23 protein-coding genes are annotated in these 23,367 nt (G+C 68.4%); 12 read left to right on the plus strand and 11 right to left on the minus strand.

The window, feature by feature from the left end; all coding sequences use genetic code 11:
* Window position 1: 1 nt before the first annotated feature.
* Window positions 2-1,585, plus strand: a complete 1,584-nt coding sequence (locus BLQ61_RS00545; RefSeq protein ID WP_091565368.1) for a malonate--CoA ligase — start codon at window positions 2-4, stop codon at window positions 1,583-1,585.
* A gap of 128 nt (window positions 1,586-1,713) precedes the next feature.
* Here the strand turns inward: BLQ61_RS00545 and BLQ61_RS00550 are convergent, their stop codons facing one another.
* Window positions 1,714-2,157: a universal stress protein gene (locus tag BLQ61_RS00550; RefSeq protein ID WP_091565371.1), complete on the minus strand. Its 444-nt coding sequence runs from the start codon at window positions 2,155-2,157 to the stop codon at window positions 1,714-1,716.
* A 142-nt stretch (window positions 2,158-2,299) separates the two neighbouring features.
* Here BLQ61_RS00550 and BLQ61_RS00555 point away from each other — a divergent pair, with 142 nt between their 5' ends.
* The 10 genes from BLQ61_RS00555 (at window position 2,300) to BLQ61_RS00600 (ending at window position 11,240) form a co-directional block, all read left to right on the plus strand.
* Window positions 2,300-4,720 carry a heavy metal translocating P-type ATPase gene (locus BLQ61_RS00555; protein WP_091565373.1) on the plus strand — a complete coding sequence of 807 codons (2,421 nt, stop codon included), beginning with the start codon at window positions 2,300-2,302 and terminating at the stop codon, window positions 4,718-4,720.
* 1 nt (window position 4,721) lies between these two features.
* Window positions 4,722-4,859 carry a cbb3-type cytochrome oxidase assembly protein CcoS gene (gene ccoS / locus BLQ61_RS00560; protein ID WP_091565376.1) on the plus strand — a complete coding sequence of 46 codons (138 nt, stop codon included), beginning with the start codon at window positions 4,722-4,724 and terminating at the stop codon, window positions 4,857-4,859.
* A 66-nt stretch (window positions 4,860-4,925) separates the two neighbouring features.
* On the plus strand, window positions 4,926-6,365 hold the full coding sequence (ccoN, locus tag BLQ61_RS00565; RefSeq protein ID WP_091565377.1) for a cytochrome-c oxidase, cbb3-type subunit I: 1,440 nt from the start codon (window positions 4,926-4,928) through the stop codon (window positions 6,363-6,365).
* Between the two features lie 23 nt (window positions 6,366-6,388).
* Window positions 6,389-7,021: a cytochrome-c oxidase, cbb3-type subunit II gene (ccoO, locus tag BLQ61_RS00570; protein WP_091565380.1), complete on the plus strand. Its 633-nt coding sequence runs from the start codon at window positions 6,389-6,391 to the stop codon at window positions 7,019-7,021.
* A 27-nt stretch (window positions 7,022-7,048) separates the two neighbouring features.
* Window positions 7,049-7,186, plus strand: a complete 138-nt coding sequence (locus BLQ61_RS00575; protein WP_091565382.1) for a cbb3-type cytochrome oxidase subunit 3 — start codon at window positions 7,049-7,051, stop codon at window positions 7,184-7,186.
* Window positions 7,187-7,221: 35 nt separating this feature from the next.
* Window positions 7,222-8,136, plus strand: a complete 915-nt coding sequence (gene ccoP, locus BLQ61_RS00580; protein ID WP_091565385.1) for a cytochrome-c oxidase, cbb3-type subunit III — start codon at window positions 7,222-7,224, stop codon at window positions 8,134-8,136.
* 113 nt (window positions 8,137-8,249) lie between these two features.
* Window positions 8,250-9,695, plus strand: a complete 1,446-nt coding sequence (gene ccoG / locus BLQ61_RS00585; RefSeq protein WP_091565388.1) for a cytochrome c oxidase accessory protein CcoG — start codon at window positions 8,250-8,252, stop codon at window positions 9,693-9,695.
* A gap of 89 nt (window positions 9,696-9,784) precedes the next feature.
* Window positions 9,785-10,096, plus strand: a complete 312-nt coding sequence (locus BLQ61_RS00590; protein ID WP_091565390.1) for a FixH family protein — start codon at window positions 9,785-9,787, stop codon at window positions 10,094-10,096.
* A gap of 132 nt (window positions 10,097-10,228) precedes the next feature.
* A complete protein-coding gene (locus BLQ61_RS00595; protein WP_091565393.1) occupies window positions 10,229-10,516 on the plus strand; it encodes a hypothetical protein in 288 nt (95 codons plus the stop codon).
* A gap of 118 nt (window positions 10,517-10,634) precedes the next feature.
* Complete coding sequence (locus BLQ61_RS00600; RefSeq protein ID WP_217629364.1) at window positions 10,635-11,240, plus strand: uracil-DNA glycosylase family protein; 606 nt, start codon at window positions 10,635-10,637, stop codon at window positions 11,238-11,240.
* Window positions 11,241-11,318: 78 nt separating this feature from the next.
* On the opposite strand, the gene BLQ61_RS00605 is transcribed toward BLQ61_RS00600, so the two are convergent.
* The gene (locus BLQ61_RS00605; protein WP_091565398.1) at window positions 11,319-12,413 is read right to left on the minus strand and encodes a tartrate dehydrogenase; all 1,095 of its coding nucleotides are present in this window, start codon (window positions 12,411-12,413) and stop codon (window positions 11,319-11,321) included.
* An 89-nt stretch (window positions 12,414-12,502) separates the two neighbouring features.
* On the opposite strand from BLQ61_RS00605, the gene BLQ61_RS00610 reads away from it, so the two are divergent.
* The gene (locus tag BLQ61_RS00610; protein WP_091565400.1) at window positions 12,503-13,420 is read left to right on the plus strand and encodes a LysR substrate-binding domain-containing protein; all 918 of its coding nucleotides are present in this window, start codon (window positions 12,503-12,505) and stop codon (window positions 13,418-13,420) included.
* Between the two features lie 27 nt (window positions 13,421-13,447).
* Here the strand turns inward: BLQ61_RS00610 and BLQ61_RS00615 are convergent, their stop codons facing one another.
* From BLQ61_RS00615 to nirB, 9 genes are all read right to left on the minus strand, one after another.
* On the minus strand, window positions 13,448-13,897 hold the full coding sequence (locus tag BLQ61_RS00615; RefSeq protein ID WP_091565403.1) for a GatB/YqeY domain-containing protein: 450 nt from the start codon (window positions 13,895-13,897) through the stop codon (window positions 13,448-13,450).
* Between the two features lie 98 nt (window positions 13,898-13,995).
* On the minus strand, window positions 13,996-14,208 hold the full coding sequence (rpsU, locus tag BLQ61_RS00620; RefSeq protein WP_007833691.1) for a 30S ribosomal protein S21: 213 nt from the start codon (window positions 14,206-14,208) through the stop codon (window positions 13,996-13,998).
* A 169-nt stretch (window positions 14,209-14,377) separates the two neighbouring features.
* Window positions 14,378-15,880: a cellulase family glycosylhydrolase gene (locus tag BLQ61_RS17680; RefSeq protein WP_091565406.1), complete on the minus strand. Its 1,503-nt coding sequence runs from the start codon at window positions 15,878-15,880 to the stop codon at window positions 14,378-14,380.
* Window positions 15,881-16,011: 131 nt separating this feature from the next.
* Window positions 16,012-17,259 (minus strand): BaiN/RdsA family NAD(P)/FAD-dependent oxidoreductase, encoded by a 1,248-nt coding sequence (locus BLQ61_RS00630; RefSeq protein ID WP_091566420.1) that lies wholly within the window; start codon window positions 17,257-17,259, stop codon window positions 16,012-16,014.
* 216 nt (window positions 17,260-17,475) lie between these two features.
* Window positions 17,476-18,282: a uroporphyrinogen-III C-methyltransferase gene (cobA, locus tag BLQ61_RS00635; protein WP_091565409.1), complete on the minus strand. Its 807-nt coding sequence runs from the start codon at window positions 18,280-18,282 to the stop codon at window positions 17,476-17,478.
* A gap of 62 nt (window positions 18,283-18,344) precedes the next feature.
* On the minus strand, window positions 18,345-19,322 hold the full coding sequence (gene ybiB, locus BLQ61_RS00640) for a DNA-binding protein YbiB (RefSeq protein WP_091565412.1): 978 nt from the start codon (window positions 19,320-19,322) through the stop codon (window positions 18,345-18,347).
* A gap of 95 nt (window positions 19,323-19,417) precedes the next feature.
* A complete protein-coding gene (locus BLQ61_RS00645; protein WP_091565414.1) occupies window positions 19,418-20,230 on the minus strand; it encodes a formate/nitrite transporter family protein in 813 nt (270 codons plus the stop codon).
* Window positions 20,231-20,280: 50 nt separating this feature from the next.
* Window positions 20,281-20,667, minus strand: coding sequence for a nitrite reductase small subunit NirD (gene nirD, locus BLQ61_RS00650; RefSeq protein ID WP_091565417.1), 387 nt, complete (start codon window positions 20,665-20,667; stop codon window positions 20,281-20,283).
* 72 nt (window positions 20,668-20,739) lie between these two features.
* Window positions 20,740-23,166, minus strand: coding sequence for a nitrite reductase large subunit NirB (gene nirB / locus BLQ61_RS00655; RefSeq protein ID WP_091565419.1), 2,427 nt, complete (start codon window positions 23,164-23,166; stop codon window positions 20,740-20,742).
* Window positions 23,167-23,367: the final 201 nt, after the last annotated feature.

Consider the following 23,367-nt stretch of genomic DNA (forward strand, 5'->3'; position numbering starts at 1 on the left):
CATGCCCAACGACATCTTGGACTGCAACCTGTTCAGCGCGCTGCGCGCCGCCTTTCCCGCCGACCTGGACGCCACCGCCATCGAGGCATCGGCGCCCGATGGCGGCTGGCTGCACTACAGCTGGCGCGACCTGGACCGCGCCAGCGCGCGCATCGCCAACCTGCTGGCGTCGCTGCAGCTGCCGGCGGGCAGCCGCATCGCCGTGCAGGTGGAAAAGTCCGTCGAGGCGCTGGCGCTGTACCTGGCGACGCTGCGCGCCGGGCACGTGTACCTGCCCCTGAACACCGCCTACCAGCAGGCCGAGATCGAATACTTCATCGGGGACGCCGAGCCGGCGGTGGTGGTCTGTGCGCCGGCGAACTTCGGCTGGGTGTCGCGCATCGCCTTCACCGCCGGCACGCGGCATGTCTTCACGCTGGGCGAAGACCGCAGCGGCAGCCTGCTGGAGCGCGCCGTGCACTTCGGCGACGAACAGCTGCCGGTGGCGCGTGGACAGGGCGACCTGGCGGCCATCCTCTACACCAGCGGCACCACCGGCCGCAGCAAGGGGGCGATGCTGACGCACGGCAACCTGCTGTCCAACGCGCTTGTGCTGCGCGACTACTGGGGCTGGCGACAGCCGCAGGAGGAGGGCGGCGGCGACGTGCTGATCCACGCGCTGCCCATCTTCCACGTGCACGGCCTGTTTGTTGCCAGCCACGGCGCGTTGCTCAGCGGCAGCAGGATGATCTGGCTGCCCCGGTTTGACGCGCGCGTGGTGCTGGAGCAGCTGCCGCGCGCCACGGTGTTCATGGGCGTGCCGACGCTGTACGTGCGCCTGCTGGCGGAGCCCGGCCTGACGCGCGAGGCGGCGCGGCACATGCGGCTGTTCATCTCCGGCTCGGCGCCACTGCTGATCGAGACGTTCCGCCGATGGCAGGAGCGCACCGGCTACACCATCCTGGAGCGCTACGGCATGAGCGAGACCGCCATGCTGACCTCCAACCCCTATGCGCCCGATGCACGCCACGGCGGACTGGCCGAGCGGCGCGGCGGCACCGTCGGCTTTCCCCTGCCGGGCGTGGGCCTGCGGGTGGTGGACGATGCCGGCCAGCCGCTGGCGGCAGGCGAGGTCGGGCATATCCAGGTGTGCGGGCCGAACGTGTTCGCCGGCTATTGGCGCATGCCCGAGAAGACCGCCGAGGAGTTCACCGCCGATGGCTGGTTCCGCACCGGCGACGTCGGGCTGCAGGACGCCGAGGGCTACGTGACGATCGTGGGGCGCAACAAGGACCTGATCATCAGCGGCGGCTACAACGTCTACCCGGCTGAGGTGGAGGGCGCGCTGAACGAGTTGGCCGGTGTGCAGGAAAGCGCCGTGGTCGGCGTGCCGCACCCGGACTTTGGCGAGGTCGGGGTGGCGCTGGTCGTGCCACGCCCCGGTGCGCAGCCCGATCCACGGGCAATGCTGGAGGAACTGCGCACGCGGCTGGCGAACTACAAGCTGCCCAAGCGCTGCGTCGTCGTGCCGCAGCTGCCGCGCAATGCCATGGGCAAGGTGCAGAAGAACCTGCTGCGCGAGGAGTACCGGCAGTCATTTGCCTGAACCGGCGGCGCTGCCGGCCGCCAGAGAAGTAAAAAGCCGCGGACGGAGTGCCGCGGCTTTTTCCAGTTGCTATATTTTTACTAGCTAAAGGACCTTGATATATATGGGCCAGGGCAGGTTTTTATTCGTCAACGCAGCACCAGCACCGGAATGTGCGAGTGCGTCAGCACATGCTGCGTCTCGCTGCCCAGCAGCATGCGCTTGATGCCCTTGCGGCCGTGCGAGGCCATCACGATCAGGTCGCATTGGTGCTTCTTGGCGGCCTCGATGATGGCTTCGGCGATCAGGTCGGACTTGACGATCAGCGCCATCACGCTCAGCCCTTCGCTGAGGCCACGCGCCTTGACGCCTTCCACCAGGGTTTGGGCTTCCTTGTTCCAGTGTTCCTCCACGCGCTTGATCTCGGACGGCTCGATGACGCTGCCGCCATCGAAGTAGCTGCGGGGATAGTGCGGCACCACTTTCAGCGCGATCACCGCGCTGCGCGCCAGCCGCGCCAGCTCCAGGCCGCTTTGCACGGCCTTCTCGGACAGCTCCGACCCGTCAGTAGCGATCAAAATGCGTTGGTACATGGCGACTCCTCGAAAATTAGGTGACTGAAAGGATTAAATCCCAAAACTTGGCCTAAATCAGGGGCCAGCATAGGATTGACCAGCCCTCTGAGCTTGATGCTAGTCAATGAATGCGTTGTCCGGGAAGGTTAATCTTTGCCTCATGTCAATTTCATCGTCCGGTCACGCCGCCGCTACCGGAGCCTCTGCCGTGCCTGAAAGCCCGCTGCCCACGGGCGTGGCGCTGCTGGACGACCCACAGGAATGGTCCGCCTTCGGCCGCCCGCATGGCGTGCCCGCGGGTGCGCCCGTGGATGCGCTGGCGCCCGAGGATACCGCCTGGGAGTCGCATGTTGTGCTGGGCGGCATGCACTGCGCCGCCTGTGCACTGACCATCGAGGAGGCGTTGCGCCAGGTGCCGGGCGTGCGCGAGGCGGATGTCAGCTCCGCCACCTGCCGCGCGCGCGTGGTCTGGCACCCGGGGCAAGTGCGTCCGTCGGGCTGGATGGAGGCGGTGCGCCGGGCCGGCTACCAGGCGCTGCCGGCCCTGGACGCCTTCGCGCGCGAGCACCGCCAGCGCGAGAGCCGGCGCGCGCTGTGGCGCTGGCTGGTGGCCGGCTTTTGCATGATGCAGGTCATGATGTACGCCTGGCCCGCCTACCAGGCCATGCCGGGCGATCTGAGCATGGAGATGGAGCAGCTGCTGCGCTGGGCCTCGTGGGTGCTGAGCGTGCCGGTGGTGCTGTTTTCCTGCGGGCCGTTCTTTTCCAGCGCGCTGCGCGACATCCGCCAGCGGCGCATCAGCATGGACCTGCCGGTGGCCGCCGGCATGCTCATCACCTTCGTGGTCAGCATGGCCGGCACGTTCGACCCGACCGGGCCGTTCGGGCACGAGGTCTATTACGACTCGCTGACCATGTTCGTGTTCTTCCTGCTCACCGGCCGCTGGCTGGAGCTGCGCCTGCGCGACCGCACTGCCGGCGCGCTGGAGGCGGTCATGAACCGCCTGCCCGACAGCGTCGAGCGGCGCGGCGCGGACGGCGGCTTTACCCGCGTGGCCACGCGCCGCCTGCGCGTGGGCGACGTGGTGCGTGTGCTGCCGGGCGAGGCCTTCCCGGCCGACGGGTGCATCCTGTCGGGCCATACCCAGGCCGACGAGGCGCTGCTGACCGGCGAATCCACGGCCGTGGACAAACCCCCGGGTAGTGGCGTGACCGCCGGCAGCTACAACCTGCGTGCCCCGGTCGAGATGCAGGTACAGGCTCTTGGAGATGGCACGCGTTTCGGCCAGATCGTGGCGCTGATGGAAAGCGCGTCGCTACAGAAACCCCGGCTGGCGCAGCTGGCCGACCGCATCGCCCGGCCATTCCTGGTGGGCGTGCTGCTGGCGGCAGCGCTGGCAGCGGCCTGGTGGTGGCCCACCGACCCGAGCCACGCGCTGATGGTGGCGGTGGCGGTGCTGGTGGTGACCTGCCCGTGCGCGCTGTCGCTGGCCACGCCGGTGGCCATGCTGACCGCCGCCGGCACGCTGGCGCGCCGCGGCGTGCTGGTGCGCAACCTGCAGGCGCTGGAAGCGCTGGCCGGCGTGGACCGCGTGGTGTTCGACAAGACCGGCACCCTCACGCGCGACGGACTGGGGCTGCGCGAGGTACGGGTTACCGAGCACGCGGGCCTGGGCCGTGCATCCGTCCTGGGCCTGGCCGTGCTGCTGGCGCGCCAGTCGCTGCACCCGGTATCGCGTGCCATCGCGACAGCGGCGTCGGCCGGCTGGCAGCTGCCTGCCGGCTGGCAGCTGCTGCAGGTGCGGGAGATCAGCGGCGCGGGCCTGGTGGCAGAGCTGCACCGGGCAGGGCAGGGCGCCGCCGTGCTGCGGCTGGGGTCGGCAGCGCATGCCGGGGTATCTGCCGATGTGCAGCAGGGCCAGCAGGCGATGCTGTCGCTGGAGTGCGGCGACCAGGTGGCCGAACTGGCGCGCTTCACCCTCGCCGAGGAGCTGCGCCCTGAAGCCGTGGCAGTGGTGCGTGGCCTGCAGCAGGCAGGCATCGCCGTGCATCTGCTGTCGGGTGACCATGACGCTGCGGTGCAGCGCATTGCGCGCGGCGCCGGTATCGACGACGCGGTGGGCAATTGCACCCCGCAGGACAAGCTGGAACGCTTGCAGGAACTGCAAGCGGCCGGCCACAAGGTGGCCATGGTCGGGGACGGCCTGAACGATGGACCGGTGCTGGCCGGCGCGCATGTGTCTTTTGCGTTCGGGCGGGCCGTGCCCTTGGCGCAATCGCGTTCGGACTTTGTCGTCATGGGCGACAATCTCGCCCTTGTCGCGCAGGCCCTGCAGCTGTCGCGCCACACGTTGCGCATCGTGCGGCAAAACCTGTGGTGGGCTGCCGGCTACAACGCCTTGGGCGTGCCGCTGGCGATTGCCGGTTACATGCCGCCCTGGCTGGCCGGGTTGGGCATGGCGCTCAGCTCTCTGCTGGTGGTGGCCAATGCCGCGCGCCTGACCCGTGATCCGGGAGGCGCGCAGGCGCCATCTTCGGGCTCTGCGCCGCTGGCAGCGCCCAAGCCGCTGGAGGCGGCCTGACGTGGACATTCTTTACCTGCTGATTCCACTATCCGTGGTGCTGGTGCTGCTGGTGCTGGCGGGCCTGTGGTGGGCCATTTTCCGCGGGCAGTTCGAGAACGTGGACCAAGAAGGGGAGCGCATTTTGCGAGACGGTTGACCTGAGTCAATTTCCGTAAGTTGCGTATGGATAAAAATTTTTCAGTGTATTTATAAGAGGTGCCCGATGGAATCTGCACAAACAAAAATAGCGCACTACCACGATACCGTCGTGCGCCAGTTCACGATCATGTCGGTCGTGTGGGGGGTGGTCGGCATGCTGGTCGGGGTGTTCATCGCCGCCCAGCTGACCTGGCCTGAACTGAACTTCGGCATTCCATGGCTGAGCTACGGGCGCCTGCGTCCGCTGCACACCAATGCAGTGATCTTCGCCTTTGGCGGCTGCGGCCTGTTCGCCACCAGCTACTGGGTGGTGCAGCGCACCTGCCAGACCAAGCTGTTCCTGCCCAAGCTGGCGGCCTTCACCTTCTGGGGCTGGCAGGCGGTGATCGTCGCCGCCGCCATCAGCCTGCCGCTGGGCTACACCTCGGGCAAGGAATACGCCGAGCTGGAGTGGCCCATCGACATCCTGATCGCCGCCGTGTGGGTCAGCTATGCCATCGTGTTCTTCGGCACCGTCGGCACGCGCAGGGTCAAGCACATCTACGTGGCCAACTGGTTCTTCGGCGCCTTCATCCTGGCCGTGGCGCTGCTGCACATCGTCAACAGCGCGGCCATCCCGGCCGGCTTCATGAAGAGCTACTCGGCCTATGCCGGCGTGCAGGACGCCATGGTGCAGTGGTGGTACGGTCACAACGCCGTGGGCTTCTACCTGACTACCGGCTTCCTGGGAATGATGTACTACTTCATCCCGAAGCAGGCCGGCCGTCCGGTGTACAGCTACCGCCTGTCCATCGTGCACTTCTGGGCGCTGATCTTCACATACATGTGGGCCGGCCCGCACCACCTTCACTACACCGCGCTGCCCGACTGGACGCAGTCCGTGGGCATGGTGTTCTCGCTAATCCTGCTGGCACCCAGCTGGGGCGGGATGATCAACGGCATCATGACCCTGTCGGGTGCCTGGCACAAGCTGCGCGACGACCCGATCCTGCGCTTCCTGATCGTGTCGCTGTCGTTCTACGGCATGTCCACGTTCGAGGGCCCGATGATGTCCATCAAGACCGTCAACGCCCTTTCCCACTACACCGACTGGACGGTGGGCCACGTGCACGCCGGTGCGCTGGGCTGGGTGGGCCTGATCACCATGGGTTCGCTCTACTACCTGGTGCCGCGCCTGTTCGGCAAGGAAAAGATGCACTCCATCAAGGCGATCGAGCTGCACTTCTGGCTGGCCACCATCGGCATCGTGCTGTACATCGCCGCCATGTGGATCGCCGGCGTGATGCAGGGCCTGATGTGGCGCGCCATCAACCCCGACGGCACGCTGACCTACACCTTCGTCGAGAGCGTGAAGGCCACCTATCCGTTCTACGCCATCCGCTTCGCCGGCGGCGTGCTGTACCTGACCGGCATGTGCATCATGGCCTGGAACGTCTGGGTCACCGCGATCTCCGGCCGCTCCGTCAAGCTGCCCATCCCCGCAGTCAACGCTGCGCACGCCTGAGCATCTGAAGGACCCAGACAACCATGTCCAATGCCAACCACAACTCCTCGGGCGGCTTCACGCACGAGAAGGTCGAGACCAACAACTTCCTGATGATCGTGCTGATCCTGCTGGTCGTCGCCATCGGCGGCCTGGTGGAGATCGTGCCGCTGTTCTTCCAGAAGTCGACCACCGAGGCCGTGCAGGGCGTCAAGCCCTACACCGCGCTGCAACTTGCCGGGCGCGACATCTACGTGCGCGAGGGCTGCTACAACTGCCACTCGCAGATGATCCGTCCGTTCCGCGCCGAGACGCTGCGCTACGGCCACTACTCGGTGGCCGGTGAGTTCGTCTACGACCACCCGTTCCAGTGGGGCTCCAAGCGCACCGGCCCGGACCTGCACCGCGTGGGCGGCAAGTACAGCGACGAGTGGCACCGCATCCACCTGAACAACCCGCGCGACGTGGTGCCCGAGTCCAACATGCCAGCCTATTCCTGGCTGGACAAGAACCTGGTGGACGCCGAGGCCATGCCGCGCCACATGAAGGCGCTGCGCACCGTGGGCGTGCCCTACACCGACGAGGAGATCGCCGGGGCGGCCGAGGCCGTCAAGGGCAAGACCGAAATGGACGCCGTGGTGTCCTACCTGCAGATCCTGGGCCGCGCCCTGCGCTGATCAACCCCACATCGGAGAGAAGCCGTCATGGACATCACCACCATGCGCATCGTCGCCACGCTGGCATCGCTGGCGTGCTTCCTGGGCATCTGGTTCTGGGCCTGGCGGCGCAGCAACCAGAGCCGCTTCGACGAGGCGGCGCAGCTGCCCTTCGCCGAGGACTGAGGGCCTCGGAAACACAACAAGAGAGTTAATCAACCATGAGCGATTTCACCAGTAACTTCTGGTCGGTCTATGTCGCCGGCATCACCATCGCCGGCATCGTCGGCTGTGCCCTGCTGCTGTGGCTCACCTCGCGCAAGAAGATCGAGTCGGCGGCCGACAACACCACCGGCCACGTCTGGGACGAGGACCTGACCGAGATGAACAACCCCATGCCACGCTGGTGGATGTGGCTGTTCGTCATCACCCTGGTCTTCGGCGCCGGCTACTTGATCGCCTATCCTGGCCTGGGTACCTACAAGGGCCAGCTGGGATGGTCCACGGCCAACGAGTACAGCAAGGAAATCAGCAAGGCGCAGGCCGAGCTGGAGCCCATCTACGCGCGCTTCGCCAGCATGAAGACCGAGGAGCTGGCCGGCGACCCCGCGGCGATCGCCATCGGTGACCGGCTGTTCATGAACAACTGCGCGCAGTGCCATGGCTCGGACGCGCGCGGCAGCAAGGGCTTCCCGAACCTGACCGACGGCGACTGGCTGCACGGCGGCACGCCGGAGAACATCCACACCACCATCGTGAACGGCCGCGTGGGCATCATGCCGCCGATGGCCGCTGCCGTGGGCTCGTCCGAGGACGTGCGCAACGTGGCGCACTACGTGCTGAGTCTGTCGGGCAGCCCGCATGACTCGCTGAAGGCGTCGCTGGGCAAGGCCAAGTTCACCGCCTGCGCGGCCTGCCACGGCATGGACGGCAAGGGCAACCCGGCGCTGGGTGCTCCCAACCTGACCGACGACACCTGGCTGCACGGCTGGGGCGAGGCGGCCATCGTGAACATCATCAACAACGGCAAGACCAACGAAATGCCGGCGCAGAAGGACAAGCTGACCGATGCGCAGATCAACGTGCTGACCGCGTACGTCTGGGGCTTGTCCAACAAGTCCGGCATCGCCCGCTGACAGTCCGCTGTGCGGCCGGCGGCCCCGCGCCATGTGCGTGGGGCTGACGGCCGTTTTTTTGTTTCCGCAGGTGTGACCGCCGCTGCCGCACCGCCCTTGGAGAAAATCGTTCCATGAAGCCAGCCGACGGCCAGCCACGCAAGAAGGTCATCCCCATCGTCCCTGCCGCGCAGGACAGCTCGCAGGGCGAGATGGTCTCGCTGTACGAAGCCCAGAAGAAGATCTACCCGCGCTCCATCAGCGGGCTGTTCGCGCGCTGGCGCTGGGCCATGGTCTGGCTGACGCAGCTCATCTTCTATGGCCTGCCCTGGCTGCAGTGGGGCGAGCGGCAGATGGTGCTGTTCGACTTGGGGGCGAGGCGCTTCTACCTGTTCGGCCTGGTGCTGTACCCGCAGGACTTCATCTACCTGACGGGCCTGCTCATCATCTCGGCGCTGTCGCTGTTCCTGTTCACCGCAGTGGCCGGACGGTTGTGGTGCGGCTTCGCCTGCCCGCAGACCGTCTATACCGAGATGTTCATGTGGATCGAGCACCGGATCGAGGGTGACCGCAGCGCGCGCATGCGTCTGGACAACGGACCCTGGACGTTCGAGAAGGTCTGGAAGAAGTTTGCCAAGCAGGCCGCGTGGGTGGTGGTGTCGTTCTGGACCGGCTTTACCTTCGTCGGCTACTTCGTGCCGATCCGCCAGCTGGGCGGCGAGCTGCTCTCGATGCATGGCTCCTGGCAGATGTTCTGGGTGATCTTCTACGGCTTTGCCACCTACGGCAACGCCGGCTTCCTGCGCGAACAGGTGTGCAAGTACATGTGCCCGTACGCGCGCTTCCAGAGCGCCATGTTCGACAAGGACACCATGGTCGTGACCTACGACCCCGAGCGCGGCGAGCCGCGCGGCCCGCGCAACAAGACCATCGACTACAAGGCCAAGGGCCTGGGCGACTGCATCGACTGCACGCTGTGCGTGCAGGTCTGCCCGACCGGCATCGACATCCGCAACGGCCTGCAGTACGAGTGCATCGGCTGCGGCCTGTGCGTGGACGCGTGCAACACCGTCATGGACAAGATGAAGTACCCGCGCGGGTTGATCCGGTTTTCCACGCAGAACGGTGTGGCCAACCACTGGACCCAGTCGCAGATGATCCGCCGCGTGTTCCGTCCGCGCGTGCTGCTGTACAGCGGCGTGCTGATCGGCCTGTGCGTGGCCATGCTGGCCAGCCTGGTGGTGCGCTCGCCGTTCAAGGTGGACGTGGTGCGCGACCGGGCGGCGCTGTCGCGCATCGTCGCCGGCGGCAAGCTGGAGAACATCTACCGCCTGCAGATCATGAACGCCACCGAACAGGCACAGACCTACACCATTTCCGCGCGCGGCCTGCAGGGGCTGGAGCTGGCGTCCGAGCCGCAGGTCGAGATCGGCGCCGCCGACTCGCGCTGGGTGTCGGTGCGGCTGCACATTCCTTACGGCTCGGCGGCACCGGGCTCGCATACGGTGCACTTCGATATCCACGCCGAGACCACGGGCGCCAATGTTTCGGAAAAATCCGTTTTCCTGGTGCCGCGTTGAGCGCACCGAGGGTTGAAGGAGTGGGCACGCCATGTGCCTGCGCCTTGACTTGCAGCAGAGGCCCGACCTGGGCCCGGGAGTCCGCATTCATGTCTATCTCATCGCCCCGTGCCCCGGCCGCTGCGCCGGCTGCCCAGCCACCTGCCCAGCCGTGGTGGAAATACGGCCACGTCTGGCTGATCATCGCCGGCCCGGCCATCGTGGTCGTGGCCGGCTTCATCACCCTGTGGATTGCCGTGAGCGGCGCCGATCCGGTGGTCGCGGAGGACTACTACCAGCAGGGGCTGGACATCAACAAGACCCTGCAGCAGCAACAGCAGCAGCAGGCTTCGCAAGCCATGCAGCCGGCGCTGAAGGGCCGCAACCACGCCGCCACGCCGGACAAGGACCAGCCGCGCTGACCTGTGCGCGGGCCGGCTGAAAGCTCCTGCGGCTGGCGGACAAGGACTGGTCCGACGCGTGCTGTCAGGAACTGCCACTATTGCGCGATGCCGCCGCGGTGCTAGGCTGCAAGCCTCACAAGGAGGCTCTCGATGCGTATGCAACGGATGATGTGGATAGCCTGGCCCGCCTTTCTGATGGCGGGAGTTCTGGAGATGGTGGTGTTCGCCTTTATCGATCCCGATGCCCTGCATTGGTTCGACGAGCCGCTGCCCCTGTCGCGGCAGGGTGTGTACACGGTGTCGTTCTTCGTCTTCTGGCTGGTCATCATGGCCTCCAGCGCCGTCACCACCTTGCTGTCGCTGTCACCGTTCGAGATGAACCGCTGTCCGGTCGCCACCGATGACCGTCCGCCGGAGTGTGCAAAGCTGTCTGCGTGACCTCTGCGGCTGATGCCATTCGCAACGCGCCCGGCTTCCAGGGATGGTCACGGTGCCTCGTTGGGGGCTTGGCAAGCGTTCCGCGCCAATGCCGGGCAGTTCCACGATTGACGGGGCCTTGCAGCAGCTAGCCGCCCTGGCGCCCGGACTGGATTGCCTCGACGTGGCGTGCTACCACCGCCACGGGCGCGATCCCTGCATGCCTCTGGTGGGTCTTGGTCGGCCCGATGCCCGGTGGTGTTTTTTGGGCCGGGATCCGGGCGAGCAGGAAGTGCGGCTGCAAAGGCCATTCATCGGCCCGGCGGGCCAGAAGATCCGCGCCGTCATGGCCGAGGTGGGTGTGAGCGAGGACGAGTTGTACTGGATGAACACCGTGCCGTTCAAGCCGATCGGCAACAAGCCCTGGTCCATGGCCGCGCGCCGGCAATGTCGTCCCGCCCTCTTGGAACTGCTGGCTGTCTGGAAGGGCACGGAGATCATCACGTTTGGCGAAGCTGCCTTCAAATGGTTCGGCCTGGACCGTGCACAACGCCAGGCGGTTGAGGCGTTCTGGCAGCGCCCGGACAAGTACGAGGCGCGCTTTGCGACCTCGCTGTGCATCTCCGGGGTGGAGCGGCATTTCATGGTGTGCCCGGTGCCGCATCCGTCCGGCGCCAATGCCGCGTGGGCTGCGCGCTTTCCCGGCCTGTTGCGGGCGCGCCTGCGGGACGCCCGGGCGTACTGATTTCAATGAAATCAGGCTTCAACCCTTGTCGGTAAAGAGCTTTCAGCTATCAAAAAGATAAAAGAATTCGAAGTCTTCTCAGCCCTGTGCAATCAGCGCCGCCACCGCTTCGCCCACCTGCGTGGTGCTGGCCTGGCCGCCCAGGTCCGGCGTGCGCGGGCCGTTCCTGATGACTTCCTCGATCGCCGCGACGATGGCGTCGTGCGCCGCGCGGCCGGCGCCCTGTCCGCCGGTGAGGAAGTCCAGCATCAGCGCGCCCGACCAGATCATGGCAATCGGATTGGCGATGTTCTGCCCGTAGATGTCGGGCGCCGAACCGTGCACCGGCTCGAACAGGCTCGGGAAACGGCGCTCGGGATTCAGGTTGGCCGAAGGTGCCAGGCCGATGGTGCCGGTGGTGGCCGGCCCCAGGTCGGACAGGATGTCGCCGAACAGGTTGGTCGCCGCCACCACATCGAAGCGCCCCGGCTGCAGCACGAAGCGCGCCGTCAGGATGTCGATGTGCTGCTTGTCCAGCGCCACGCCGGGGTAATGCCGCGCCACCTCGTCGGCGCGCTGGTCCCACCAGGGCATGCTGATGGCGATGCCGTTGCTCTTGGTGGCCAGGGTGACGTGCTTGCGCGGGCGGCTTTGCGCCAGCTCGAAGGCGTAGCGCAGCAGCCTCTCAGTGCCGTGGCGTGAATAGACCGACTCCTGGATGACGATCTCGCGCTCCGTGCCCTCGTACATCACGCCGCCCAGCGAGGTGTATTCGCCTTCGGTGTTCTCGCGCACCACCAGGTAGTCGATGTCGCCGGGCTTGCGGCCGACCAGCGGGCAGGGCACGCCCTCGAACAAGCGCACCGGGCGCAGGTTGATGTACTGGTCGAACTCGCGGCGGAACTTCAGCAGCGAACCCCACAGCGAGATATGGTCCGGAACCGTGGCCGGCCAGCCGACGGCACCGAAGAAGATCGCGTCCATGCCGGACAACTGCGCCTTCCAGTCGTCCGGCATCATTTTTCCGTGCTGCGCGTGGTAGTCGCAGTGCGCCCAGTCGAAGGTGTGCAGCTGCAGCATGATGCCGAAGCGCTCGGCTGCGGCCTGCACGGCACGCAGGCCTTCGGGCATGACTTCACGGCCGATGCCGTCGCCGGCCAGCACGGCGATATGGTGGGTACGCGAGGGTTGCATCAGGACATCTCCAAGAGGGCAGTGCGGCATTGTGACCATGTCCTGCCTGCCTACAATGCTTCGAACCAGCGGCTCACCATTCACGCTTCGTGCACGCAAAAGCCCCTTCCACCGATGATTTGCAGGTCTTCGCCACGGTGGTGCGCCGGGCCGGTTTTGCCGCCGCCGCGCGCGAGCTGGGCGCATCGCCAGCCTATGTCAGCAAGCGCATCCGGCTGCTGGAGCAGCAGCTGGGCGTTCCGCTGCTGCACCGCACCACGCGGCGGGTGGCCGTGACCGATCACGGCGAGCGGGTGTTCGTGTGGGCGCAGCGTGTGCTGGACGACATGGACCAGCTGCTGCAGGAGGTGGAGGTGGCGCGCAGTGCGCCGCGCGGGCTGCTGCGCGTGTCCAGCAGCTTCGGCTTCGGGCGCAACGCGGTGGCGCCTGCGCTGTCGCAGCTGGTGCTGCACCACCCGGCTCTGCAGGTGCGGCTGGAGGTCTTCGACCGGCTGGTGGATGTGGCGGGAGAGGGCTTCGATCTGGATGTGCGGGTGGGCGACGAGATCGCGCCGCACCTGATCGCGCAGCGCCTGTGCGACAACCACCGCGTGCTGTGCGCCGCGCCGGGCTACCTGGGGCGCCGGGGCACGCCGCGCACGCCGGCCGAGCTGCCCGCGCACGACTGCCTGGCCATCAAGGAGCGCGATCACCCTTTCGGTGTCTGGCGTCTGTGCTCCGGGCAGGAGGAGCGGGTGGTGAAGGTGACCGGGCCGCTGTCGGCCAACAACGGCGAGATGGTGACGCAGTGGGCCGTGGACGGCCACGGCATCGCCCTGCGGTCGCTGTGGGACGTGGGCGAGCATCTGCGGGCCGGACGGCTGGTGCAGCTGCTGCCCGAGTGGCACCAACCAGCCAATGTCTGGGCGGTCTATCCCACGCGGCTGCAGCTGTCGCCCAAGGTGCGCGTCTGCGTCGAGTTCCTGCGGCGGCATTTCGCTGGCCGCACCGAGGCGCGGGGCGGCTGAAGCCAGCCCGCGGGGCTTGTTCTGGTGTCAGCGCGCCAGCGCGGCCTTGACCGCGGCAGACACCTGGCCCATTTCCGCCTTGCCTGCCAGGCGGGTCTTGGCCGCGCCCATCACCTTGCCCATGTCGCCGGGACCGGCGGCGCCCAGCTCGGCCACGATGGCCTGCACGGCCTGCTGCACCTCGGCCTCGGACATGCGCGCCGGCAGGTAGGCCTGCAGCACCTGCAGCTCGGCTTTTTCCTGGTCGGCCAAGTCCTGGCGGCCGGCGCCTTCGAACGCCGTGATGCTGTCCTTGCGCTGCTTGATCAGCTTGTCCACGATGGCGACGATGGCCGCGTCGTCCTCAAGCGTGATGCGCTCGTCCACTTCCCTTTGCTTGATGGCGGCCTGCAACAGGCGGATGGTGGACAGGCGCGCGCTGTCCTTGGCGCGCATGGCGGCCTTCATGTCATCGGTGATCTGGGTTTTCAGGCTCATGGATGGTCCTTGGATGCGTGGCAGAAAACAAAAAACCCGCGCCTGGCGTCCCTGGCGCGGGTTGTGTGGCGGTCGGTCAACGCACGCCGGCTGCAGGCTCAGTACAGCTTCTTGGGCAGCTGCATGCTGCGCACGCGCTTGTAGTGGCGCTTCACGGCGGCAGCCTTCTTGCGCTTGCGCTCGGCGGTGGGCTTTTCGTAGAACTCCCGGGCACGCAGGTCGGTCAGCAGGCCCAGCTTCTCGATGGTGCGCTTGAAGCGGCGCAGGGCCACGTCAAAGGGTTCGTTCTCTTTTACACGGATGGTGGTCATCAGCTCAAAATTTCCAAATATGCCCGCAGAGGGTTGCCGGGAAGATCGGGCCCGGCAGCCGTGCATGGCGGTTTTGCCCGTCTCTAACTAGTATTTTGGCCGACGGGCGTTTGCCAGCAAAGCCGGGCATTATAGCGTAGCAGCCGAGCGCAGCGGCCCTGCGCAGCCTTCAGCGTTGTGCGCAGAAGCCGAATTCGGTGCTGGCGCCCGGGGCCAGCGAGTGGTTCCAATCCAGTCCGATGGCGCCCAGCAGATTGCCCTGTTGTAGCCACTGGGCGCTCCACAGCGTGGTGACCTGGCCGCTGATGGGCGTGATCAACACCCAGTCGCCGGTCGTCGTGCCGGTGTTGTGTACCTGGATGCGCTGGCAGTAGCCGCTGCCCCAGTCGGTGTCCACGATCTGCTGGAAGGCGAACTGCGCTTGTCCGGGGGTGGGCGTGGGCGCCGGTGCCGGATCGGGCTGCGGTGTGGGCGCCGGCGGCAGCGGGTTGGCCGGCTCGGGTGCCGGGGTGGTGCTGCCGCCTACATTGCCCCACAGGCGCTGCAATAGCTGCACCTTGTCGCTGCGCACGGTCTGCCAGTCGTCCTGCAGGATGCCGCCGGTGTCGCCGCTGTTGGGGTTCCAGGACCAGTAGAAGCCACTGCGCACGCCCTTGCCGACCAGATAGTCCACCAGCGCGTCTTGCCAGGCGACGTCGCCGGCATGGCCCTGCCCGTACTTGCCGCCGAACTCGCCCAGCAGCAGCGTGTAGCCCTTCTGCACGAAGCGGCCGAACTGCTGTTCCCAGATTGCCGGCATGTTGGCCGGGAAGTCCGCGGCATTGAAGTACGGCTGTACGTACACGTCCGGGCCATAGGTATGCGGCGCCAGCAGCAGGCGGTCGGCGGGGATGGCCAGTGGCTTGCACTCCAGCGGCTCGATGTTGCTGCCCCAGAAATGCCCGGCCTGGCTGGAGCAATGGGCGCTGGCGCCGATGCCCTCGACGGCGATCAGCCAGTGGGGCGCGATCGGCAGTACCCGGGCGGCGGCGCGCTCGGCGGCCAGGTTCCAGTCGGTGGCCACGTTGCCCGTGCCCCAGGTGGCGGCGCCGTGCGGCTCGTTCTTGATGTCGATGCCGATGACGCCCGGCACCTCGCGGTAGCGCTGGGCGACGAAGGCCAGGTCGTTCAGCCACTGCGTCTCGCTGTAGCCGGGCGTGTACCAGAGTTCACTGATGCTCTGGCAATCGCTGGTGTGGTGGTCCAGCAGTATGTACATGCCGCGCCGGCTGAGCTCCAGCACCACTGCGTCCAGCACCTGCAGCGAGTTCAGGCCCTGCAGATCGGCGTTGCGGCTGTAGTCAATGCCCGAGGGCGCCACGCCCTGCAGCGTCGCCGGGCAGAACGGCAGACGCACGGCATTGAAGCCCTGGCCCTGCATCTGGTCGATCATGTCCTTCCAGTTGCGCGCCCACAGGCCGTGGAGGGCATGGGTTTCGGTTTCGGCGCCGAACCAGTTCACGCCGCGCAGCTGGACGGTGTTGCCAGCCGCGTCCAGGATGTGACCGGCGCGCACTTCGTAGCCCGAGGCGGTGGCGGTGGCCATCAGCAGGCCGGCGGCCAGTGCGGCCGAGCGCAGCAGGGCGGAGGCAGAGAGGCTTCGGGGAGTTCGGAGCGGGGGCTGGGAGTGCATGGTGCCCGTGGTGCAGGAATGCTGCTGAATGCGCGCCCGACGGGGCGCCGCTGGGGCGCGATTGTCCCGGCGCGCGCGGCGCGCGGCCATTTGGTTTTGGCTAAGGGATGGCGCCGGCCCATGGCCGCGCTTCACCGCGCCGCCAGCGCCTGCGCGCAAGCATGGGCACTCGCCCAGGCCCACTGGAAGTTGTAGCCACCCAGCCAGCCGGTCACGTCCACCACCTCGCCGATGAAGTACAGGCCCGGCTGCGCCTTGCACTCCAGGGTGTGCTGCGACAGCGCGCGCGTATCCACGCCGCCCAGGGTCACTTCGGCCTTGCGGTAGCCCTCGGTGCCGGTGGGCGTGACCTGCCAGTGCGCCAGCTGCTCGCCCAGGCGCGACAGGGCGCGGTCGGCGGCCTCGGCCAGCGGGCGCTGCCACTGCGTGTCCTGCGCGCACCAGGCGTCGGCCAGGCGCGCGGGCAGCCACTGCGCCAGCTCGTTGGCCAGCAGCCTGCGCGACTGGCGTGCCTTGCCCTGGCGCAGCGCGTCCTGCAGGTCGGTGCCCGGTGCCAGGTCGATGGCGATGGGCGTGCCCGGCTGCCAGTAGCTGGAAATCTGCAGCACCGCCGGCCCGGACAAGCCGCGGTGGGTGAACAGCAGGTCTTCGTGAAAGGTGCTGCGGCCCTTCTTGCCCAGGCCGGTGCTGATGGCCACTGGCAGCGCCAGGCCGGACAGCTGCGCATAGGGCGCCCAGGCGGTCCCGTCAAAGGTCAGCGGCACCAGGCCGGGCCGGCGCTCGACAAGTGGCAGGCCGAACTGCTGCGCCAGCCGATAGCCGAAGTCGGTCGCGCCGATCTTCGGAATGGACAGCCCGCCGGTGGCAATGACCAGGCTGCGCGCCGTCACCGGCCCACGGTCGGTATCGATGTGATAGCTGCCGGCGCTTGTTCCATCAGGGCTGGCAGCCGAAAACGCCACGTTTTTCACGGCACAGGGCTGCCAGCGCTGCACACTGCCGGCGGCGCATTCGGCCAGCAGCATGGCGATCAGGTCCTCGGCCGAACGGTCGCAAAACAGCTGGCCCTTGTGCTTTTCATGGAAAGGGATCGCGTGGCGGCGCAGCAGGGCGATGAAGTCCTGCGGCGTGTAGCGCGAGAGTGCCGAGCGCGCGAATTGCGGGTTCGCGCCGACGAAGTGGCGCTGCGGCGCGGTGGCGTCCAGCTCTTGGTTGGTGAAGTTGCAGCGCCCGCCGCCGGAGATGCGGATCTTCTCGGCCACGCGCGTCGCGTGGTCGATCAGCAGCACACGCAGGCCGCGCTGGCCGGCCTGGGCAGCGCAGAACAGGCCAGCGGCGCCGGCGCCGATGACGACGGCATCAAAAAAGGGAGTGGTCACGGCAGGGAAGGGCGGTCCGACAAAACCCGCCATTGTCCGGTGTGCGCGGCAAAGAAGTGGCCGAGGGGAATGCGCGTGGGGCTGCGCCGCGCGTTCCACCCTACCTGCTCAGGCTGCGCACGCGTGGCCGCACACCGGCGCCGCTCGCCGCCGACGTCACGCCCGCGCGAATCGTGCCGGTGCCGAAAAGGGCCTGTCCGGGCGCGGTGGTGCCGCTCAGGCCCGCGCCGCCAGCGCAGGGACTGGCGCCGGCGCCTCGCCCAGCGCCTGCAGGCCCTGCACCACGTCGCCGACGACGATCACGCTGGGGCTGCCTAGCGCCTCGCGCTCGATGGTGGCGTGCAGGGCATCCAGCCGCATGACGGCGTGGCGCTGGTGCGCCAGCGTAGCGTGCTGCACCACGGCCACCGGCGTGTGTGTCGGCAGGCCGCCGGTCAGCAGGCCATGCTGGATGTCGCGCGCTCCGCGCATGCCCATGTAGATGACCAGCGTAAGGCGCGCGGCGTGCGCGGTGGCAGCCAGCAGCGCCCAGTCGGTCTGCCCGCCGCCGGGCTGGGTGTGGCCGGTGACCAGCAGCACGCCCTGGGCGTGGGCGCGGTGCGTCAGCGGCACGCCCAGCTGCGTCGGCGCGGCCAGCCCGGCGGTGATGCCATTGACCACCACCGGCTCGACGCCGGCGGCGCGCAGCGCCTCGACCTCCTCGCCGCCGCGGCCGAAGATGAAGGGGTCGCCGCCCTTTAACCGCACCACGCGCTCGCCGGCCAGCACCTCGGCCACCAGCAACTTCTCGATGAAGGCCTGGGGCGTGCTGCGGCAGCCGCCGCGCTTGCCGACGCGCACGATGCGTGCGCCGGGCGCCGCCAGCGCGACGACCTCGTCGCTGACCAGATCATCCACCAGCAGCACGCTGGCGCTGGCGATAGCGCGCGCGGCCTTCAGGGTGAGCAACTCGGGGTCGCCCGGGCCGGCGCCGACCAAGGTGCAGCTGCCGGCGCGGACGGAAGAGGTGGTGGCGGTGTTCATGGCGTGGGGTCTCGTGGCATCGGGGTGGTTCGAACGGATCGGCGCAAGGCGCGGCGGCGCCGTCAGGGCGCCGGCATGGCGGGCGCGGCGGCTACGTCGCCCGCATGGGGACCAGCGGCCGGCGCGTCGCGCACGGCGCGCGCCAGCCGGGCGATGTAACGCACTTGCTCGGCGATGGCGGCGGGCACGGGCAGGCTGCCCTCCAGCACCGCGCGGGTGTAGCGTGCCGTGCTGTTCACGTCGATGACCTCGGGCAGGCCGGGCACGGCGGCGGCGGTGCCGGGCTGCTGCTCGGCCAGCAGCCGGTGGTGTCCGTGCACGTAGCCGTCGTAGCGCGGCGTGCGGCGCGGGTCGGCGGCGACCTCGCCCTCCAGCCCGCGCGACAGCAGCAGGTGCATGGCGCGCTCGCGCGCCACGCCATCGGACAAGTCGAAATATTCGGCGTGGGTGTAGCTGCTCACCACCAGCGCCGGGCCGGCGCAGGGGGCGATCAGCTTGACCACGCTGTGCGCCGGGGTGCGCAGGCCGATCGCCTCGCGCGCCGCCAGCAGCCGCGCCAGGCCGGGGTGCAGCGCGGCGGTGGGCAGATGCGCGACGCTGCCCGGCGCCACGGCTGCGGGCGCGGCCAGCGGCGCGATGCCCAGCGCCTGCAGCACGTCGCTGGCCAGCACGCGCCGCTCCTCGGTGGGCATGCCATGCAGCAGCACCGGCAGGCCGTCCCGCGCCAGCAGCAGTGCCAGCAGCGGGGTCAGCACCGGCAGCTTGCGCGCGCCGTTGTAGCTGGGCAGCACCACCAGTGGCAGGCCGTCCGCGCAGGCCGGCACGCGGGCCAGCCGGGCCTGGGCAGCGTCCAGGAAGCCGCACATCTCGGGCACGGTCTCGCCCTTGACGCGCATGGCGACGCAAAACGCCCCGACCTGCAGGTCGCTGGCCTGGCCGTCCAGCAGCTGGCCGAACAGGTCGGCGGCCTGCGCGCGGTCGAGCGCGCGCGCGCCGCGCGCGCCGCGGCCGAGTTCCTTGATGTAGTGGCTGATGGCCATGCTGCGGGGCGGTTGTTATGTGGAAAAACGCGATTTTCCATCACGCCTTATGCCTGACTGGCATGCGCTTATCCGGCCGGGCGCGGCGTGCGGCGTCAGCCCGGCAGGCGCCGCGGCGCGGTGCGCAGGTGCGTGGTGTAGAGCGTCAGGCCGGTGAAGGCCAGGCCGCCGACCAGGTTGCCCAACACCACCGGGATCTCGTTCCACACCAGGTAGTCCAGCAGCGAGAAGTTGCCGCCCATCATCAGCCCCGAGGGGAACAGGAACATGTTCACCACCGAGTGCTCGAAGCCCATGGCGAAGAACAGCATGATGGGCATCCACATGGCGATGACCTTGCCGCCGACGGTGGTGGAGATCATGGCGCCGACCACGCCGGTGCAGACCATCCAGTTGCACAGCACGCCGCGCATGAAGATGGTCAGCCAGCCCATCAGCCCGTGCTGCGCGTAGCCCAGCGTGCGCGCCTCGCCGATGTGGCCGATCTTCTGGCCGATCTCGCCCGGCGGCGTGGAAAAGCCGAAGGTGAAGATGAAGGCCATCATGAACGCCACCGTCAGCGCGCCCAGGAAGTTGCCGCTGAACACCAGGGCCCAGTTGCGCGCGATGCCGCCCAGCGTGACCCCCGCGCGCCGGTCCAGCCAGGCCAGCGGGGTGAGCATGAAGACGCCCGTCAGCAAGTCGAAGCCCAGCAGGTAGAGCATGCACACGCCCACCGGGAACAGGATGGCGCCGACCAGCGCCGAGCCGCTGGTGACCGAGGCGGTGACGGCAAACACCGCCGCCAGCGCCAGGATGGCGCCAGCCATGAAGGCGCGGATCAGCGTGTCGCGCGTGGACATGTGGATCTTGGCTTCGCCGCTGTCCACCATCTTGGTGACGAATTCGGCGGGGGTGAGGTAGGCCATGGCATGCGCTCCAGGGGTGAAGGAAAACGTGGGGAGACAGGGAAAAACGTTCAGGCGCCGGGCGCCGCGCGCAGCGCCGGGCCAGCCGGCGGGCGCGCGTGCTGCAGCGCGTGCTGCGCCAGCTGCTGCGCGTCCAGGTAGACGGCGCCGCCGTCCACGCGCACGCGAAAGCACGGCGTGCTGCCCTCGTCGGGCGCCAGCGCCTGGCCGTCGGCCAGGCCGATGGTCCAGCCGTGCAGCGGGCAGGACACGCTGGCGCCGAACACCAGGCCCTGCGACAGCGGGCCGCCCTTGTACGGGCTCCAGTCGAGCAGGGCGTGGATGCGGTCGGCGCCGGTGCGAAACAGCGCCACCTCCAGGCCGCGTGGCCGGGCCACGCGGCGCGCGCCTTGGCGCGGGATGTCGTCGATGCGACAGATGTAGGTCCACTCGGTCATTGCTATTCTTTCTATAGCTGGCGATCCATGATTTGCTTGGGCCAGGGCCGGCTTTCGCTTGAAATCCATGCTTCAGGCCACGGCGATGGGGATGAACTGGCGCGCGTCCACGCCGGCCCGTTCGCCCTCGTGCCACGGGTCGGCCTCGTGGGCCAGCGCCTGCTGCAGGCGCTGCCACAGCGCCTGGCGCCGCGCCGCGTCCTGCAGCACCTGGCGCTGCACGTGCTCCAGACCGACGCGCGCCACGTAGTGCGTGGTGCGCTCCAGGTACCAGCCTTCCTCGCGGTACAGCTGCAGGAAGGCGCCGGCGATTTCCAGCACCTCCTGCGCCGTCGCCACCTTGGCGAAGAAGTGCGCCACCTCGGTCTTGATGCCGCCGTTGCCGGCGATGTGGATCTCCCAGCCCGAGTCCACGCCGATCACGCCCACGTCCTTGATGCCGCTCTCGGCGCAGTTGCGCGGGCAGCCGCTCACCGCCAGCTTGACCTTGTGCGGCGCGACCATGCGCCACAGCGCGCGCTCCAGGTCGCGCCCCAGCTGGCTGCTGTCCTGCGTGCCGAAGCGACACCACTCGCTGCCCACGCAGGTCTTCACCGTGCGCAGGCCCTTGGCATAGGCGTGGCCGCTGGGCATCTGCAGGTCGCGCCAGACGGCGTGCAGGTCCTCTTTCTTCACGCCCAGCAGGTCGATGCGCTGGCCGCCCGTGACCTTCACGGCCGGGATGCGGTAGCGGTCCACCACGTCGGCGATGCGGCGCAGCTCGGCGGCGCTGGTCTCGCCGCCCCACATGCGCGGCACCACGCTGTACGTGCCGTCTTTCTGAATGTTGGCGTGGCTGCGCTCGTTGATCAGGCGGCTTTGCGGATCGTCCCGCGCCTGCCCCGGCCAGGTGCTGAGCAGGTAGTAGTTGACCGCCGGGCGGCAGGCCGGGCAGCCGTCGGGCGTGCGCCACTCCAGGAAGGCGAAGACGGCTTCCTTGTCCAGCAGGCGGTGCGTGCGGATGGCGTCCCGCACCGCCTCGTGGCCGTGCTCGGTGCAGCCGCACAGCGGCCGCGTGGCGGGCGTGGCCGAATGGTCGCCGCCCACCGTCGCCACCAGGATCTGCTGCACCAGCCCGGTGCACGAGCCGCAGCTGGCGCTGGCCTTGGTGTGCTGGCGCACCTCATCCAGCGTGAACAGGCCCTTGTCGCGGATCGCCCGGCAGATGGCGCCCTTGGTCACGCCGTTGCAGCCGCAAACCTCGGCGTCGTCCGGCAGGCTGGCGGCCTGGTTCTGCCCGGCGTGGCCGCCTTCGCCCAGGTTGCTCTGGCCCAGCAGCAGCGCGGCGCGCAGCGCGCCCACCGGCCGGCCCTCGCGCAGCAGCTGGAAGTACCAGCCGCTGTCCACCGCGCTGCCATACAGGCAGGCGCCGACCAGCCGGTCATCCTTGAGCACCAGTTTCTTGTACAGGCCGCCGCCGGGGTCGCTCAGCACCAGGCTCTCCGTGCCTGCGCCACCCTGGAAGTCGCCGGCGGAAAACAGCTCGATGCCCGTGACCTTGAGCTTGGTCGAGGTCTGCGAGCCGGCATAGCGGCCGATGCCCAGCTCCGCCAGATGGTTGGCCAGGACCTTGCCCTGCTCGAACAGCGGCGCCACCAGGCCGTAGGCCACGCCGCGGTGCGCCACGCACTCGCCCACCGCGTAGATGCGCGCGTCGGTGGTGGTTTGCAGGGTGTCGTTGACGACGATGCCGCGCTCCACGTGCAGGCGCATGCGTTCGGCCAGCGCGGTGTTGGGACGGATGCCGACGCACATGACCACCAGCTGCGCCGGCACCTCGCTGCCATCGGCGAAGCGCACGGCGCGCACGCGGCCGCTGCCGTCGTCGAGCAGTTCGCGGGTATGCGTCTGCAGCAGGAAGCGCATGCCGCGCGCGGCCAGGCTGGCCTGCAGCATGCCGCCGGCGACGGCGTCGAGCTGGCGCTCCATCGGCCACGCGCCGGTGTGCACCACGGTAACCTGCATGCCGCGCTGCAGCAGGCCGTTGGCGGCCTCCAGTCCCAGCAGACCGCCGCCGATGACCACCGCGTGGCGCTGGCGCGCGGCGGCGTCGATCAGGGCCTGGGTGTCGGCGATGTCGCGGTAGGCCAGCACGCCCGCCAGCTGCGCCCCCGGCACGGGCAGCCGCAGCGGCAGCGCGCCGGTGGCCAGTACCAGGCGGTCATAGGGCGCGCTCACGGCGTGCCCGGTGGCGCTGGTGCCGTGCACCAGGCGCTGGCGCCGGTCCACCTGCGTGACCGTGCAGCCGGCGTGCAGGGTGATGCCGTGCCGCCGGTACCAGTCCCAGTCGTTCAGCACGATCTGCGCCAGCTGCTGCTCGCCCGCCAGCACGGGCGAGAGCAGGATGCGGTTGTAGTTGGGGTGGGGCTCGGCGCCGAAGATGGTGATGTCGTACAGATCGGGCGCCGCCTTCAGCAGCTCCTCGATCGTGCGCACCCCCGCCATGCCGTTGCCCACCATGACCAGCCGGTTCCGTTTCACCTTGCATCTCCCAGGGCCCGAGGCCCGCGTCGCCTGAAGGGCCGGCGCCTGTCGCGCCGGTGCTCAAGCGGTCAATGCAATGGGCGTGCCAGCCCAGGGTTTCAAGGAGAAAACGGCTTCAGCCCTTGTTGCATATGGGCCTTCAGCTATGAAAAATAGAGCGTTTCAACTCACCGTCCG

This window comes from Oryzisolibacter propanilivorax, assembly GCF_900103645.1.
GTDB classification, from domain to species: Bacteria; Pseudomonadota; Gammaproteobacteria; order Burkholderiales; family Burkholderiaceae_C; genus Melaminivora; species Melaminivora propanilivorax.

Bases quoted from the DNA above. Each gene is read 5' to 3' on its own strand.
- BLQ61_RS00645 (WP_091565414.1), bottom strand. From the start codon at position 20,230: ATGGCCTACCTCACCCCCGCCGAATTCGTCACCAAGATGGTGGACAGC.
- nirB (WP_091565419.1), bottom strand. From the start codon at position 23,166: ATGGTGGGCAACGGCATGGCGGGGGTGCGCACGATCGAGGAGCTGCTG.
- ccoG (WP_091565388.1), top strand. From the start codon at position 8,250: ATGAAGCCAGCCGACGGCCAGCCACGCAAGAAGGTCATCCCCATCGTC.
- ccoN (WP_091565377.1), top strand. From the start codon at position 4,926: ATGGAATCTGCACAAACAAAAATAGCGCACTACCACGATACCGTCGTG.
- BLQ61_RS00605 (WP_091565398.1), bottom strand. From the start codon at position 12,413: ATGCAACCCTCGCGTACCCACCATATCGCCGTGCTGGCCGGCGACGGC.
- BLQ61_RS00555 (WP_091565373.1), top strand. From the start codon at position 2,300: ATGTCAATTTCATCGTCCGGTCACGCCGCCGCTACCGGAGCCTCTGCC.
- BLQ61_RS00595 (WP_091565393.1), top strand. From the start codon at position 10,229: ATGCGTATGCAACGGATGATGTGGATAGCCTGGCCCGCCTTTCTGATG.
- ccoP (WP_091565385.1), top strand. From the start codon at position 7,222: ATGAGCGATTTCACCAGTAACTTCTGGTCGGTCTATGTCGCCGGCATC.
- BLQ61_RS17680 (WP_091565406.1), bottom strand. From the start codon at position 15,880: ATGCACTCCCAGCCCCCGCTCCGAACTCCCCGAAGCCTCTCTGCCTCC.
- BLQ61_RS00550 (WP_091565371.1), bottom strand. From the start codon at position 2,157: ATGTACCAACGCATTTTGATCGCTACTGACGGGTCGGAGCTGTCCGAG.
- BLQ61_RS00575 (WP_091565382.1), top strand. From the start codon at position 7,049: ATGGACATCACCACCATGCGCATCGTCGCCACGCTGGCATCGCTGGCG.
- BLQ61_RS00545 (WP_091565368.1), top strand. From the start codon at position 2: ATGCCCAACGACATCTTGGACTGCAACCTGTTCAGCGCGCTGCGCGCC.
- cobA (WP_091565409.1), bottom strand. From the start codon at position 18,282: ATGAACACCGCCACCACCTCTTCCGTCCGCGCCGGCAGCTGCACCTTG.
- BLQ61_RS00590 (WP_091565390.1), top strand. From the start codon at position 9,785: ATGTCTATCTCATCGCCCCGTGCCCCGGCCGCTGCGCCGGCTGCCCAG.
- rpsU (WP_007833691.1), bottom strand. From the start codon at position 14,208: ATGACCACCATCCGTGTAAAAGAGAACGAACCCTTTGACGTGGCCCTG.
- nirD (WP_091565417.1), bottom strand. From the start codon at position 20,667: ATGACCGAGTGGACCTACATCTGTCGCATCGACGACATCCCGCGCCAA.
- ccoO (WP_091565380.1), top strand. From the start codon at position 6,389: ATGTCCAATGCCAACCACAACTCCTCGGGCGGCTTCACGCACGAGAAG.
- ybiB (WP_091565412.1), bottom strand. From the start codon at position 19,322: ATGGCCATCAGCCACTACATCAAGGAACTCGGCCGCGGCGCGCGCGGC.
- BLQ61_RS00615 (WP_091565403.1), bottom strand. From the start codon at position 13,897: ATGAGCCTGAAAACCCAGATCACCGATGACATGAAGGCCGCCATGCGC.